12 protein-coding genes are annotated in these 14,665 nt (G+C 45.9%); 6 read left to right on the forward strand and 6 right to left on the reverse strand.

What is annotated here, in order from left to right; translation table 11 throughout:
- The first annotated feature begins 87 nt into the window (after positions 1-87).
- Together AC0VYG_RS00615 and AC0VYG_RS00620 are read left to right on the forward strand one after the other, a co-directional pair.
- Entirely contained in the window at positions 88-603 is a 516-nt protein-coding gene (locus tag AC0VYG_RS00615; RefSeq protein WP_475430429.1) for a glycine cleavage system transcriptional repressor, read from the forward strand.
- Between the two features lie 213 nt (positions 604-816).
- Complete coding sequence (locus AC0VYG_RS00620; RefSeq protein ID WP_475430430.1) at positions 817-2,040, forward strand: MFS transporter; 1,224 nt, start codon at positions 817-819, stop codon at positions 2,038-2,040.
- A gap of 109 nt (positions 2,041-2,149) precedes the next feature.
- On the opposite strand, the gene AC0VYG_RS00625 is transcribed toward AC0VYG_RS00620, so the two are convergent.
- Positions 2,150-3,229, reverse strand: a complete 1,080-nt coding sequence (locus tag AC0VYG_RS00625) for an ABC transporter substrate-binding protein (RefSeq protein ID WP_475430431.1) — start codon at positions 3,227-3,229, stop codon at positions 2,150-2,152.
- A 338-nt stretch (positions 3,230-3,567) separates the two neighbouring features.
- Here AC0VYG_RS00625 and AC0VYG_RS00630 point away from each other — a divergent pair, with 338 nt between their 5' ends.
- From AC0VYG_RS00630 to AC0VYG_RS00640, 3 genes are read left to right on the forward strand one after another with little or no spacing between them, the layout of a single operon-like run.
- Positions 3,568-4,623 carry a FecCD family ABC transporter permease gene (locus AC0VYG_RS00630; protein ID WP_475430432.1) on the forward strand — a complete coding sequence of 352 codons (1,056 nt, stop codon included), beginning with the start codon at positions 3,568-3,570 and terminating at the stop codon, positions 4,621-4,623.
- Between the two features lie 2 nt (positions 4,624-4,625).
- Positions 4,626-5,420: an ABC transporter ATP-binding protein gene (locus AC0VYG_RS00635; RefSeq protein ID WP_475430433.1), complete on the forward strand. Its 795-nt coding sequence runs from the start codon at positions 4,626-4,628 to the stop codon at positions 5,418-5,420.
- A 52-nt stretch (positions 5,421-5,472) separates the two neighbouring features.
- Positions 5,473-6,699 (forward strand): MFS transporter, encoded by a 1,227-nt coding sequence (locus AC0VYG_RS00640; protein WP_475430434.1) that lies wholly within the window; start codon positions 5,473-5,475, stop codon positions 6,697-6,699.
- Positions 6,700-6,799: 100 nt separating this feature from the next.
- Here the strand turns inward: AC0VYG_RS00640 and AC0VYG_RS00645 are convergent, their stop codons facing one another.
- The 5 genes from AC0VYG_RS00645 to AC0VYG_RS00665 all read right to left on the reverse strand — a co-directional run bounded on the left by AC0VYG_RS00645 (position 6,800) and on the right by AC0VYG_RS00665 (position 13,442).
- The gene (locus AC0VYG_RS00645; RefSeq protein ID WP_475430435.1) at positions 6,800-8,065 is read right to left on the reverse strand and encodes a serine hydrolase domain-containing protein; all 1,266 of its coding nucleotides are present in this window, start codon (positions 8,063-8,065) and stop codon (positions 6,800-6,802) included.
- Positions 8,066-8,276: 211 nt separating this feature from the next.
- Positions 8,277-9,422 carry a helix-turn-helix transcriptional regulator gene (locus AC0VYG_RS00650; RefSeq protein WP_475430436.1) on the reverse strand — a complete coding sequence of 382 codons (1,146 nt, stop codon included), beginning with the start codon at positions 9,420-9,422 and terminating at the stop codon, positions 8,277-8,279.
- A 148-nt stretch (positions 9,423-9,570) separates the two neighbouring features.
- A complete protein-coding gene (locus tag AC0VYG_RS00655) occupies positions 9,571-11,133 on the reverse strand; it encodes a cryptochrome/photolyase family protein (RefSeq protein WP_475430437.1) in 1,563 nt (520 codons plus the stop codon).
- Between the two features lie 12 nt (positions 11,134-11,145).
- Positions 11,146-12,465: a DASH family cryptochrome gene (locus tag AC0VYG_RS00660; RefSeq protein ID WP_475430438.1), complete on the reverse strand. Its 1,320-nt coding sequence runs from the start codon at positions 12,463-12,465 to the stop codon at positions 11,146-11,148.
- Positions 12,466-12,539: 74 nt separating this feature from the next.
- Positions 12,540-13,442, reverse strand: a complete 903-nt coding sequence (locus AC0VYG_RS00665) for a LysR family transcriptional regulator (RefSeq protein ID WP_475430439.1) — start codon at positions 13,440-13,442, stop codon at positions 12,540-12,542.
- A 103-nt stretch (positions 13,443-13,545) separates the two neighbouring features.
- Here AC0VYG_RS00665 and AC0VYG_RS00670 point away from each other — a divergent pair, with 103 nt between their 5' ends.
- Positions 13,546-14,664, forward strand: coding sequence for an FAD-dependent monooxygenase (locus AC0VYG_RS00670; RefSeq protein ID WP_475430440.1), 1,119 nt, complete (start codon positions 13,546-13,548; stop codon positions 14,662-14,664).
- The last annotated feature ends 1 nt before the right edge of the window (position 14,665 follow it).

Here is a 14,665-nt window from a genome sequence, read left to right on the forward strand (position 1 = left end):
ACCGTGGTGTATAAAAAGATCGACAGAGCAAAGTGTTCTATAGTGAAAGCACAATAATCGGAATAAAAAAATAATCAGGAGCAGATCATGACGCAGCATTTGGTACTGAGTTTTATAGGCGATGATAAGCCAGGTATGGTGGAGAGCTTGTCGGATGTGATTCGTCGCCATCATGGTAATTGGTTGGAAAGTCGTATGGCGCATCTGGCGGATAAGTTTGCGGGTATTTTGACGTTAACGGTTCCAGCGGATCAGCAAGAGGCGCTTATTCAAGCCTTGCGAGCCTTTGATCAAAAGGGCGTCAGTGTGACGGTAGAAAAAGCCAATGTCCCTGCCAGTAGCGGGCAGATTTTGTATTTGTCCGTAGTGGGTAACGATAAACCAGGCATTGTTCAGGAAGTCTCACAAGTGCTGCATGCGTTGATGGTCAATGTTAAAGAGCTGCATACTTCCTGCGAACCTGCACCAATGAGCTCTGACATGTTATTCAAGGCGGATCTTGTGTTGCGGGTGCCCGATGGCTTGCAAGTGTCGGATATTGAAGCGGCGTTGGAACGTATAGGCAGTGACTTAATGATAGAGTTGAGCTCGGACCCTGTTTAACTTTGGGCCAGTCTCTGTGTAAGGAAACATTAGGGATAACCGCCCTATAAGCCATGTTAGTTATTCTTTTGTGGCGTTAAACTTGTTAATTTAACGTCACAACATCAAGGAGTGAAACGCTGACCTCTCTTTTCTTCCCTAATGGGGAAACTCTTCTCTAAAGCCAGCGCTTTTCTTTATCGAATATTGATTATTCCTGCTAGGAGGCGATGATTGAGCAAAACTTTTCGATCCCTATCGAACCCGAATTATCGATTGTGGTTCATCGGGGCGGTTATCTCCAATATCGGTACCTGGTTGCAACGTACCGCTCAAGACTGGATTGTGATCGCGCAATTGTCGGATAAAAATGCTTCCGCTGTTGGTCTGGTGGTCTTTTTACAATTTGCACCGCAAATTCTGCTGCTGCCGATCACGGGTTGGACTGTTGATAAATTCAACCGTCGAAAAATTCTCATGGTGACGCAAGTGTTAATGGCGTTATTGGCATTGGTTCTTGGGCTGTTGATATTGAGTAATGTGGTAGCCCTGTGGCAGGTGTGTGTCTGTGCTTTTTTATTAGGTTGTGTCGCGGCGTTTGATGCGCCTGCTCGCCAATCCTTTGTGTCCGATATCGTCAACGAAAAAGAGTTGTCTAATGCGGTATCGTTGAATTCTCTGTCCTTTAATACGGCGCGCCTTGTTGGACCGGCGATTGCTGGGTTGTTGATTTCATGGATTGGCGCGGGATGGGTGTTTTTGCTTAATGCCGTATCTTTTATTCCCATGTTAACCTCCTTATATCGTTTGCGCTTGCATTTGCCAGAAAGAGAAAATGTCGTGACGGTAGATGTCGGGGGAGCTGGGTTTGCGTCGAACTTTTTCGATGGCTTCCGCTACGTCGCCAAAAGCAGAAAAATGACCACTGTGGCCTTGATGACGTTCCTGATCTGTTCATTTGGTATGAACTTCGCTGTGTACTTGTCTTCTATGACAGTGCATGTATTTAAAGGCCATTCAGATCAATATGGTTTTTTGATTTCTACCATGGCCATCGGCTCGATGACAGGGGCGGTGATCACCGCGAGGCGAATACAGCCGACCATGCTGTTTATCACTATTGCGGCCTCAGGGGTGGCGATTAGTAGTATCGTGGCGGCGTATTGCACGAGCTTCTATGGTTTTTGTGTGGCTTTGGTCTTTTTAGGGTTGAGTTTACAAGCTTTTAATACCTCGTCTAATACACTGATGCAGCTGTCAACGGAGCGTCACTATCGGGGGCGGGTAATGGCGATTGTGATCGCCACGGCCTTGGGCAGCACGGCACTGGGCGGCCCTGTAGTCGGAGCAGTGGCCGATTGGCTGGGGCCTCGCTGGGGAGTCGGTATCGGTGGCTTGTCGGCTTTGATTGCGGTTGGATTTGGGGTTCGTTATCTACGTCAAAAGACAACTTCGTGACATCCTGAGTCGTTTTGAGCTGTCGGTTGCAACCCATTTCATAGAAAAAGCCAGTATGGCATCCATACTGGCTTAACAAAAATCGTCAACGTATTTTAGGACGAGACAATTATATCTTAACCATAAAGGTGCCTTTTGGCACAACTGGCAGGTATTTTTTATAGAAGTTTATATAATCCTGCTGTGGGTGCAAATCGCTAAACAGCTTGGGATACAGGGCTTTCGCGTAGAATTCGATCATGGCTCCGTCCATAATGGTACGACAAGCGCCATGATAGGCACCATACATCCGATTATTTTTGACGGCGGATAGAGTCGACCAGCCAGTACGATTTTTGAATCCGGCTAAACGCTCTCTGGCCACTTTTTTAGAAATCCCCTGACCCATCAGCATGCCATCACTTTTTCCTACTTCGTATCCTGTTATCACGATGACGTCAGGGTTAGAGGCAATGATTTGCTCTGGGTTCATTTTTCCCCACCATTCCACATAAGGGGCGGCAATATTATCACCCCCTGCGATGGTGCTGATGGCTCCCCACATGTTTTTACCAAAGGTATAGCCAATGTCATTGACCCCAGAGGCGCCAAACTCCGTGTAGACTTTTGGCTTAGGTAAATTGGCTTTAGCGAGTCGACTCTTAATCAAGTGGACGGTATGAGCGTACTGGTTGGCGATTTCTTCGGCACGCTTCTGTTGGCCTGTTATCACCCCAATGATTTTGGTGCTTAACACATGGCGCTTTAAGGTTTCGGCGTTGTAGTCCACCACCACGACAGGAATGCCAGCATTTTCCAAGCGTTTTACATCGTCACCAAGCGCTTTGTATTGCCAAGCGGCCAGCATAATAAGATCTGGATTTAAGCTGATGACCTTTTCTACCGAGAAAGTCTTTGTATCCACTCGGCCAATAGCTGGGATCTTGGCCAATGAAGGGCGGTGTTTGACATACATGTCCCAGTTTGCTTTGCGGGCTTGCCAAATGTATCTTGACATACCAACCACATGGTCGTAGGCGGCTTCGGTACCGATGGCCATATAGTCTTCAGGGTAAAAACCAACAATGACGCGTTTTGCTGGCGCATCAAAGGTGACGTGTCGTCCTAAAACGTCGGTAATGGTAGTGGTCTGAGCGACGCTGAGGGTTGAGAACAACAGCGCTGCAGTACAGAGTAGTTTTTTAAGCATGAACAGTATCCTTAAGAAATCATCAACACATTTTTTTTAACTTACGAATAAGGGCGGCTTTAGAAAAGGCCGTAAAAACACAAGAATCACTTGTGCGAATATTACGTTCAATTACAATACATATGCAAATCATTATCATTGCTTTTTCTAATTATATTGCGAATAGCCCTTTAATGATTTTGTAGAAACGCGATAATAGGCGGCTCAATTTGTGTTATTGAGAAGCAAGTAAGCGAAGAACAAGGCGTTTTAGCGATGGTTTTCCTAACGAAAAGGTGTATTGCCTTAGGTCACGATGGTGTTATCCAAGGTTCACGGGCAATACAGGATAAAAATACATGATAGATTCAAATATAGTTCATAGCGCCCTTAAGGCTCAGAGAAGCTATGAACGACGACGGTTTTTGATAATCAGTTTACTGGCCCTGCTATTGGTATTGTCTTTTGTTTTCGATATTGCCACTGGCCCATCCATGATCAGTGTGCTGGATGTCACCCATGCCTTAGCGCACTTGTTTGGTTTCCCCGTTGAGGTAGCGAATACGACACAAATTATTGTGTCCAGCCTGCGCTTACCCATGGCCGTCATGGCGGTGGTCGTAGGGGGCTCATTAGGGGTCGGTGGGGCTGAGATGCAAACCTTACTGAATAACCCAATGGCGAGCCCTTACACCTTAGGGATGGCGGCGGCATCAGGCTTTGGGGCGGCTTTGATGTTGTATTTAGGTTCCCTTGGTTTGGAATCGAATGTGGCGGTGCCCATCGGTGCCTTTGTATGCTGTATGTTATCCGCGAGTTTGTTGTTTGGACTGGCAATGATGCGCCATATTACCTCGGGCCAGTTGATTCTAGCGGGGATTGCCCTGCTCTTCTTATTTCAATCACTACTCTCGTTGGTGCAATTTGTGTCTTCGCCAGAGTTGAGTCAGCAAATTTTGTTTTGGTTGTTTGGTAGTTTAACGAAATCCAGTTGGACGAATGTGAGTATTACCGCTGGCATGATCACTCTGTGTCTGATCATGTTGATAAAAGACTCGTGGAAGCTGACGGCCTTACGTTTAGGGGAAGAGAGGGCAAAAAGCTTAGGGGTTGACGTGACACGCCTACGGCTAAAAACTCTGGTGCTTGTCGCCATTATGACGGCTACTGTCACCAGTTTTGTTGGTATCATTGGTTTTATCGGCATTGTCGCGCCCAATATCGCTCGTATGTTGGTGGGGGAAGATCAACGTTACTTTTTGCCTTTATCCTTTCTTGTGGGGGCGTTTTTATTATCCAGTGCGTCGGTATTGTCCAAAGTGATTGTACCTGGGGCGCTGTTTCCTATTGGTATTGTGACGGCCATTATCGGGGTGCCGTTTTTCTTCTGGTTGATCATGAGTAAGAGACGCTAAATATGTTGGAAGTTCGTCATTTACATCTCGCCTTTGATGATTTGGTGCTCGCGGATGATATGAGCTTTACCCTTAAGGCTGGGCAAACTCATGTGATCATTGGCCCCAATGGCACAGGTAAGAGCTCGTTGCTGAAAGCTTTATTTGGCGATTTAGTGCCTCAGCAAGGACGTATTTTCTTTCAGGATCAAGAAATAGACCGCAAACATCTTGGTGAGTGGCGTCAACATTTTGGTTATATGCCCCAAGACATTCGTCTGGATGTGGGCCTGAGTGTATTAGAAGTGGTGCTGCTTGGTCAGCTTGATGCTTTATCCTTAAAACTTGGCGATAGCTTGCTAGAAGAAGCGCTTGGCGCCTTGCATCAAATTGGGCTTGTACACCTTGCTAATCGCGATGTGCGGACATTGAGTGGTGGACAATGCCAGATGGTGCTGTTTGCTCAAGCCCTGATGCGTCAGCCGAAAATTCTTATGCTGGACGAACCCGTCAGTGCGTTGGATCTGCATTTCCAGCAAGTCATGCTGGATCATTTAGATTCACAAACGAAGGCGAAAGACTGGGTTTCAGTGATGGTCCTACACGATTTGAATCTGGCAGCACAGTATGCCGATAACTTGTTGGTATTAAAGGGCGGTAAGCTTGTGGCTCATGGCTCGCCTAAAGAGGTATTAACTCCAGAGTTAGTGAAAGCAGTGTATGGCGTCAAAGCCGATGTCATTCTCGATAGTGCAGGCGTCCCTTTTATTCGAACACAACGCAACGGACATGAAGCGCCTTTAGCTGCGGTGGTGTAAACTCTGCTGTTTTCACCCCTTCCTTATCCAAGAGTATCCCAATAGATTATTCATGAACACCTCTGACTTTCTTAATGACTGGCGTCGCTTGTCGGCTGCCAGTCGCGTCTTGATTATTAACAGCTTTACCTTCAACCTTGGTTTTTACATGCTGTTGCCCTATCTCGCGGATCATCTGCAGCGGTCATTGGGGTTGAGCCCTTGGTATGTCGGTTTGGTCATTGGTCTGCGCGTATTGAGCCAGCAAGGCCTGTTCCTAATTGGGGGGACACTGGGGGATTACTTAGGCTATAAACGTTTGATCCTGTTAGGCTGCTTGATTCGGGTATTGGGCTTTGCTCTATTGGGGCTCGCACAAAACTTGCCGTTGTTGTTACTGGGCGCTTTTTTCACTGGCTTTGCGGGGGCGCTATTTACGCCCTCTAGCAACGCGTATTTGGCCTATCAGGCAGCCGATCAAGTGCAACGAAACCGTATTTTTGCCATGCAAAACTGGGCGCGGGAAGGCGGGCTACTGCTTGGGCCTTTGGTTGGTGTTTCCTTTATGGCCGTCAGCTTTATATGGGTTGGCTTGGTCTCGGCGCTGTTGTTTCTGGCGTTATTTTTCATTCAGTGGCGCTTTTTGCCCGAGCTGAGTGAGCAAGTGAAGCGCTCTTCTGCGGAACAACGCTTCTGGCAACAGTGGTCGAGCATGGTAAAAAATAAGCATTTTATGGGCTTTATCCTCTGTGCTTGTGCGTTCCATTTGTTTTTTCAGCAATTGTATTTGTCTTTGCCGAATGAAGTCTCAAGCCGTGGTCTTGGCGCTTATGTGATTACTTGGGTATTTATGACCACGTCGATTTTAGGGATTACGTTGCAAATGCCGATCAGTCATTGGGTCTCTCGTACCATCGGTAGTGCTAAAGCCATGGGATTAGGTTTGTTTATTATGGGCGGATCATTTCTGTGCTTTTTAATCGATGTGACCGGTTTGCCTTGGCTCAACTTTATTGCTTACGGCGTCCTATTTAGTTTGGGATCCATGCTGTTGTTACCGCTATTGGGCGCGTACGTTCCGCTCTTTTGTGATAAATCTGAGTTGGGGAGTTACTACGGACTCTATTCCTGTGTAGGAGGTGTAGCCGCCTTTTTGGGAAACGTTATTATAGGCTGGTTGTTATCATTGAATGGCCTTAGTCATCAGTGGGTTTGGTTAGGCTTGGCACTGCTCGGCGCCTTCTCTGGGGTGGGTATGTATCGGCAAGTTCGTGGTCTATCGACGAAAGCAACCGCATAAAGACAATGTATGTCACCTTTGTAGATTAGAAAAGAAGTCTAAGTGTCTTTTGATGCATAACACTTAGACTATTCTCACGGGTTATTCTGCAATGGAAGTGTTACTTAGCGGGTGTCCAATGAGAAACTTTCTTGAAGAAGGCAAGGGCTTCTTTTTCCGCTTCAATCATTGTTTCTTGTGGGAAATAGCTTAGTTTTACAATGACCGTTTTGGTGTCTGGATCGACGAATATAAACTGACCTTGTAACCCAATGGCTGAGTAGGCCTTGCTGTTTGGCATGGTCCACCATTGGTAGCCATAACCACCGCTTTGTGGGTCTTCAGGCAAGACTGAGCGAGTGGCTAGATCAACATACTGTTCGCTGATAATGCGATGACCATTAAATTCGCCTTTGTTGAGCATAAGCTGACCGATTCGTGCCCAGTCGCGAAGTGTGGCATTAAAACCAGCACCTGTGAATTCGCGACCCACACCTGGCTGACCATCCATGATGAAGAAGCCATTTTGTTCCATGCCCATGGGCTCCCAAACTTTTCGTGCCATATAAGAAGATAGGTTTTCGCCCTTTAGTACCTTTTCGAGTAAAACACCTAATACGGCAGTATCAATGGTTTTGTACTCAGATACCGTACCTGGTGTATGTTTGCGTTTTAAAGTCTTGGCGGTGTCTGCAAAGCGGGCGACATTTTTGACTAAGGCTAATATGTGGTTTTTGGCGGCTATGCCTGGATGAATAAAATCGTAACGTTCTTCGTAGTCTACGCCGGAGGTCATTTCCAACACTTGGCGAATAGTAACGCCTTCATAGGCACCCGTTGCTAGTTCAGGCAGGTAGTGAGTAATCAGCTCGTCTAAGGATTCGATACGACCTTCTTCATAAGCAATACCAACCAAAATGGACACTAATGACTTGGTCATAGACCATCCCATGTGACGAATATTTGGTTGCATATGGTTAAGATAGTTTTCGTAAACGATTTTGCCGTCTTTCATGACTAACATGGCATTGGTATAGGTGCGATCTAGAAAGTCGTTTGTTGTGTAGTTTTTACCTTCAAACGAATAGGTCAACGCCATGTTGGCGTCTTCCCGGGGCAATACCGATACGGGACCAGAATGCCCGACTTGGCGTGTGGTAAATAGCGTGTCCATAGAACGAAAGGTGAGCGTGTTTACATCGCCATCTAACATGGCCCAGCGTAGATTCTGGATCGCGACAGGGACGTCAGAAACCGGTCCGACTTTAGCGACTAAAGGGTTTACCTGATTAGGGTTTTCCTCATGAGTCGAGATAGAATCGGATGATAATGTGCTGGGCGATGTATCGTCGATAGGCATGTTTTTGATGGTTTTATTTGCCAACATAGGGCGCTCTCCTGATAGAAATTGTTCTTATGTAGAGACCGTTATTGTCTGAGAATAACGACTGTTTTCAATAAGACGGTATTCTCTATCATCTGAATTGTGCCGATAAATATCATCTCCCATATGGGATATCTTTTCGGCTTCTTGAGGGTCGTCTTATTTAAATTATTGAACGATAGATAATTTGAGGGGCGAGAAATCGTTCAAAATGTTAGAAATAGTGTGAGGTGCTGGCAGAAACGGACGACCAGAGTCGTTGTACCAGCTCGGATTGTCGATTAATACGCATTTTTGAGAAGACGCTTTTTAGCTGGATACGAGCCGTACCTACTGAGACGCCACGACGTTCAGCATAATCGTTTAATGAATGTCCCTCAGCAAGGGCTATGGCCAACAGAGATTCTGTCGGTGTTAAGCCAAAGAGCGTTTGAATTTCCTTTTGCTGTAAGCTCGTTGTGTCTTTGCCTTTTAAAAACATAATGACATTATTTTTAGCCACCATATTCAAATCCACACACAAGGAAGGGTTTTGGTCGACAGGTGAAAGCAATACTTCGATTGGCTGCTCGCTATTCTTGCCTAATACTGCAATGGGTCTAATGCTTCGGTAAGAGGAAGAAACGATCCGTTGGAAATGTGTTTTGAACTCTTGTAAGTCTTGTGATTGCTTAAATACGAGCTTTTGGTTGATAAGTGATAGATCACTCGATTGGTCAATAAGCTGGTGGGCACAAGTGTTACACCAAGATATGTTAGCCTCATTGTCTAAGAGTAACACCCCAGTGCGTAATTGATTCATCGCACTGGTCATATGGCTATGAATATGCAGCGTGGCATTCATTTTTTCAGTCAACGAAACCGCTTGTTTGATATGGGGAGCGAGTCGCATGAGCAAACCTTGAATATCGGGTGAAAAGCCCCTGTCTTCTCCCACTAAATGATGGGCGATTAAGCAGATATAAGCCTTAGACTCTCCTTGAATGTCTAGCATAATAGCCTTGCCTAGCCCTGCATTCGAGAGTTGGTGTTGAAAGCGTTGAAAGCGAGGGCTATGAGGCGAAAAGTAATCATCATCGCAGACGACTTGAATCGGACTTTGTAACGGAATCTCGTGACGTGGGTTATCGCTATTATTCACCCATTTATCATGAAGCTCAGCGTGTTGTAGAGAAAAGGCATCGCGAACACTCCATTTAAGGGTATAGGCATTATTGATCTCACGACGATAGACTTGTAGTGCGACGCTGGAGGCGTTTAGTATCTTTTTTAATTGATTTAACACACTAACCCATTGCTGAGGCGCATCCACACAGCCATAGATATCAGAGATGAGATCATTCTCTTGCAACGTACTCATTGTCTTCTCTTCTAGGTGACCAGGTCATGTGTAATCTGCTTATTCATTATCAAGGGCCTAAAGCGTTCTTATTTTTATAGTAATATAGACTTTAAACTTGAGGAAGCACAAAAGACTGTCCCCAAGAAAGTAGAGCGATGAGCTGATGTTACAATGCTTCAATATTATCCAAACACCATTCGGCGTGCGCCAATACCGCGTGCTTTTGTGCTTTGGGTTGCTTATCCCAGTGACCATAAAGCATGCCAATACGTGGATTGGTGGCGATCCTTGAGCGATGTCTGATCATAAAGTGCCAGTAAAGGCTGTTGAACGGACAGGCTTTTTCACTGGCTTTCTCTTTGACGTTATAGTGGCAATCACTGCAGTAATCGCTCATTTTCTGAATGTAATGACCGCTGGCGGCGTAAGGTTTAGAGGCTATCCAACCCCCATCAGCAAACTGGCTCATCCCCCGAGTATTTGGCAGCTCGACCCATTCTAGAGCATCGACATAAATGCCCAAATACCACTCATCCACTTGAGCTGGGGCGATGCCTGTGAGTAAGCAGAAGTTTCCTGTCACCATAAGCCGCTGAATATGATGAGCATAAGCATAGTGGAGCGATTGGCCAATAGCACTAGCCAGACAACGCATCTTAGTATGTCCATGCCAAAAATAACGGGGGAGGTTTCGCTCTGCTTTTAACACATTTTGTTGTCGATAATTCGGCATATTAATCCAATACATTCCCCGCATATACTCTCGCCACCCCAGTATTTGCCGGACAAAGCCCTCAATTTGCGCAATGTCGATGGCATCATTGTGTTGATAGTGCGTAATAGCGGCTTTGATAACGTGTTTTGGACTAATCAACTTACTGTTGAGAGCAAAGGATAAACGTGAATGATATAAGCTCCAACTATGGGGACTTTTATGAGACATTGCATCTTGGAAACGACCAAAGTTGGGCAATAAATGTTCACAAAAAAACGCCAGTAAGTTTAGCGCATCTTGACTGGTCACTGGCCAAGCTAAGCTGGCTTCTACCGTACCAAGGGAGTCAATGTCATGACGTTCTATGCGCTCAAGCAAATGTGTTACATCGTGCTGAAAACATAAAGGGGCAGGGATATTGCCCAGATCGTGCTCTTTGAGTTTATTACGATTATGACTATCGAAGTTCCACTTTCCTCCTTCTGGCTGGCCTTCCCCTGCCATCAAGACATTAAAACGCTGGCGCATTCTACGATAAAAGTGCTCCATTCGAACCGGATGATTGGCTTGAAAATAATGGGGAATTTCATTGAACGGCAATAAGAAATGCTCACTATCGACCATATGTACGGAAGGGACCGACTGTTGGGTGATAAGGGTTTGATATTGCTTGAATACACGATATTCATCAGGGCGCTGCAATTCAATATGCTGCACTTTGTGCTGGCTCGCCAGTGTCAGGATGACCTCATCAAGCGTTTGTCCTTGCGTGTCATCCAACGTGAGATAACACACCTGATGACCATGGTCTTTTAAAGCCTCTGAAAAACGTTCCATAGCGAGAAAAAAGGCGCACAATTTTTGGATATGATGCGTGACATAAGTCGCTTCTGGGTGCAGTTCTGCGATCAAATATAGGATGCCCTGATCTCTTTTTTGAAACCAAGAATGGGCTGCGTTTAATTGATCGCCAAGAATAACACGCAGTGTATGGTAAGAACGGTTTGTATCCATGGTTCCTAAGCGCTAAGACGTTGGGTAAATGGGCCAGTCGGCGGCATCGACTGAATCTAATGATTCGTCAAAACGGTGGCCTTGCCATTTGTTTATAAAGTGATGGTTTGGGTCATATTGCTCGGTTTGTTTTGCTAAATTAAAGTGACGTCCACCTCTTGGGTCAGCACCAACCCCTGCAATGTATTGCCAATTCCCCCAGTTTGATCCAACGCTATAATCGATCAATTGTTCTTCGAAATAGGCGGCGCCGTAGCGCCAGTCGATGCCTAACTCATTGATTAAACAACTGGCAGCCAGTTGTCGGCCACGATTGCTGATAAAGCCCGTTTGATTAAGTTGCTTCATGCAAGCGTTAACTAATGGGTAAGGTGTATTGCCCTGACACCATTTACGGAATCGTTCCGCATAATAACTGCCGTGAGTCTGTTTGCCAGATAGACCGCCAGGTAAAAAAAGTTGTTTACCATAACAAGTCGCGTACCAATGAAAATACTCACGCCACAGCAACTCGAAATAAATCCAGTAGGTCGACTCGTTCGCCCCATGGTCCCGTTCATATGCATCGAGACTGGCTTTAATTTGACGAGGGGATAAACTGCCTTGCGCCAACCAAGGGGAGAATTTAGTGGAGTTTTCCCAGCCATCCAGCGAATTCCGTACGTCTTTATAGTGACTCGGTAGTGTTGTCGAAAAATAGTCGCTTAACTGACTCACGGCGGCGTATTCTCCCCCCGTAAATGCTCCACTACTTTCGACGTGCTCAATTTGCCAAGGGCGAATTAATGGCATATCAAAACGAGGGACTGGAGGCAGTGTCCTTGGTGTTGGGAGTGGAGAAGGGGGCGCGACCTCTTCAACCAAGTGGCGAAACTGTGTGAAGGTGTCTGGTAATGTCGATTCTGCAAAAGGAAGCTGTGAAGATAAAAATAAACTTAAGCCATGATCAACATGAAGCTGGACATCAGGATAGAGCTTCGCAAGACGATTGAGTGACTGCTGCTCATCCCAACCACCATGGTGATTACGATATAAATCAGTAATAGGCGCCGCATCGAATAGGAGCCCCAAGCTGGTGACGGCATCCATGGCGCTGACAAACAAGGTTTGCCCAAGAGAGTTTAGTTTAATCGCAAGATCATTGAGACCTTGTACTAAAAAGCCTCGACGAATGGTTGACATACCTTGTGTCGAATAACGGCTAGGACGCCGATGATGGGGTTCATCACAATACAAACAGACAAGATAGTCCATTTCTTGAGCGGCTTTCCACAACATGCTTTGATCTGAACAACGTAAATCATCCCCAAACCAAATTACGCCTACTTTCATCGCCCTACTCCTTCGTCATCCGTACTGTCTATCTCTAGATTTTAGTACGTTTTACTGGGAAATTTGGATTGATTTCAGTCGAGCTCGTTGAACAGGTTCGCAAAGTTAAAGTGATCTAGCAAGGCTTTTACCTTTTGGGCAGAGTATTTTAACTTGCCTGAATACGCATAAAGGACGAGATCTTCTGGTGTCTTTTCAAGCTCGATAGCAACCAGTGTGCCTTGGTGTATTTCTTTTTGACATGATGGTTCGGCTAAAATCGCCATACCCAATCCCGCCATAGCCGCTTCTTTTGCCATATTGGCGCTGTTGGCTCGATACTGAGATGTGACATGTATTCTTGTCGAATGTCGGCCGTCTTTGAAGATCCATGGCGAACCTTGTAATGCACTGAGGGTCGTGATGCAAGGTAAGGACGGTAAATTCTGAAATGACAAATGATTCTGATGCTGCTCAACAAACTCAGGTGAGGCGACAATGACACTGGGCCAACGAATCAGTTCTTTTGCCACCCAGTCGGAATCCATTAATTCTCCGCGACCAAACTGCATCACCAAATCGAAACCATCGAGTAAGCCTTGATGTGGTACTAGGCCTGTTTCACAGCTTAACTTGAGCTTAGGGTAAAGCGCGCAGAAACTGGCAATTTGCTGGGCGATAAAGGGTAAATCCGGCATTAATATACGTAAATGACCAGATACTTTGTCACTCTGCTCGCTAATGGCTTCAAGTTGATCATCAAGAGAACGAAGTAGCGGCAAGTTTTGCTCATACAGTGTTTGTCCTGCCTCGGTGGGCGACATTCGCCGAGTTGTGCGCTCCAAAAGTCGTACGTTTAGTGCCTCTTCAAGCTGAGTAATGTGGCGGCTGACGTTAGAAGAGGGCTGCCCTAGCTTCTCTGATGCCAGTTTAAAACTGCGCTCTTCAAATACCGCTTGAAAGCTGAGTAACCAAGAAAGTTCTATTTTTTCAATCATAATTATTTCTCTATTTGGGATAATTAATCCAATAAACCCATATTTATCATGTAAAAATCTTGATGGATACTGAAGACTCTTTTTTCATTCAGGAGAACACAGTATGTCGAAACGGATTGCCATCGTAGGTGCGGGAGTGGCTGGTTTAGCCTTTGCGATATTGGCGGCAAAGCAAGGTCATCAAGTCGATATATTTGAACGTCGATCTCAAGCGGGCAGTGACCTAGGGGCGGGTGTGACGCTTTGGCCAAATGCCATTTTTGTTTTAACTCGAATGGAGTTACTGGAAACGATTCAAAAGGCATCTGGAGAGCCTACGAGTATGACCCGCTATGACCTTACAGCTGGAGTGCAAGGTGAACTGTCAATTCGTGGCCTGAACCAATCTGCGGGTTTTAACACACTCACCATATTACGACGTGATTTAATGGCAATATTGTATGCTGGTGCTGATCAAGCGGGTGTTCAGATTCATTTTGGTGAAGCAATTAATCTAGACAAGTTGTCTGAATTGGAGCGCCAATACGACTGGGTGATTGGCGCTGATGGAAGGATGAATTCTACGCTACGCAAGAAAATAAGTCCTGTCAGTCAACCCGTTTATCAAGGCTTTGTGAATGTGATTGGTATATCGCATTCAAGCCCGACAAGGCCATTTAATCGCCAGTCTATTCAAGATTACTGGGGAGATGGGGAACGTTTTGGCATAGTGCCGATTGATGCATCGACATGCTTTTGGGCGGCGGGATGGGCGGAAGATGAGGATCTGTCAAATAATAAATTCACATTTTCAGTGTTAACTGAGCGTTTCAACCAATGGCCAAATGAGGTGATTAATGTATTGCAGCAGGCAGAACAAAGCAGCTTGCATACTGTTTATGTTCATGACCTTGATCCAATGGCATCGTGGTATCGTGGGAAATGCATGGTGATCGGCGATGCGGCCCATGCAGCATTGCCTACATCTGGGCAGGGTGCCTGCCAAGCTTTAGAAGATGCTTGGTTGCTCGCCAAACTTATGCAAGAGGAAGCCACCACAGACCGTCTGTTTGCTCGCTTTCAACAGCAGCGTTTGGAGAAAACAGCGGCCATTCAAATGACGGGAAGACATATTGCCCAAGCCATTTTTCATACCCCCGCCAACCAACGCCCTGCTCAAGGCTATTTAACAGAAGCGTCACTCGATGCGATGGCGGCATTCTGGATGTCAGGCTTGGTTTAAT

Source organism: Marinomonas sp. 63XJN7_7_ISO-PGPR-S23-202, from assembly GCF_056173505.1.

Coding starts and splice junctions, on each gene's coding strand:
- AC0VYG_RS00615 (WP_475430429.1), top strand. CDS start 88: ATGACGCAGCATTTGGTACTGAGTTTTATAGGCGATGATAAGCCAGGT.
- AC0VYG_RS00625 (WP_475430431.1), bottom strand. CDS start 3,229: ATGCTTAAAAAACTACTCTGTACTGCAGCGCTGTTGTTCTCAACCCTC.
- AC0VYG_RS00630 (WP_475430432.1), top strand. CDS start 3,568: ATGATAGATTCAAATATAGTTCATAGCGCCCTTAAGGCTCAGAGAAGC.
- AC0VYG_RS00635 (WP_475430433.1), top strand. CDS start 4,626: ATGTTGGAAGTTCGTCATTTACATCTCGCCTTTGATGATTTGGTGCTC.
- AC0VYG_RS00640 (WP_475430434.1), top strand. CDS start 5,473: ATGAACACCTCTGACTTTCTTAATGACTGGCGTCGCTTGTCGGCTGCC.
- AC0VYG_RS00645 (WP_475430435.1), bottom strand. CDS start 8,065: ATGTTGGCAAATAAAACCATCAAAAACATGCCTATCGACGATACATCG.
- AC0VYG_RS00650 (WP_475430436.1), bottom strand. CDS start 9,422: ATGAGTACGTTGCAAGAGAATGATCTCATCTCTGATATCTATGGCTGT.
- AC0VYG_RS00655 (WP_475430437.1), bottom strand. CDS start 11,133: ATGGATACAAACCGTTCTTACCATACACTGCGTGTTATTCTTGGCGAT.
- AC0VYG_RS00660 (WP_475430438.1), bottom strand. CDS start 12,465: ATGAAAGTAGGCGTAATTTGGTTTGGGGATGATTTACGTTGTTCAGAT.
- AC0VYG_RS00665 (WP_475430439.1), bottom strand. CDS start 13,442: ATGATTGAAAAAATAGAACTTTCTTGGTTACTCAGCTTTCAAGCGGTA.
- AC0VYG_RS00670 (WP_475430440.1), top strand. CDS start 13,546: ATGTCGAAACGGATTGCCATCGTAGGTGCGGGAGTGGCTGGTTTAGCC.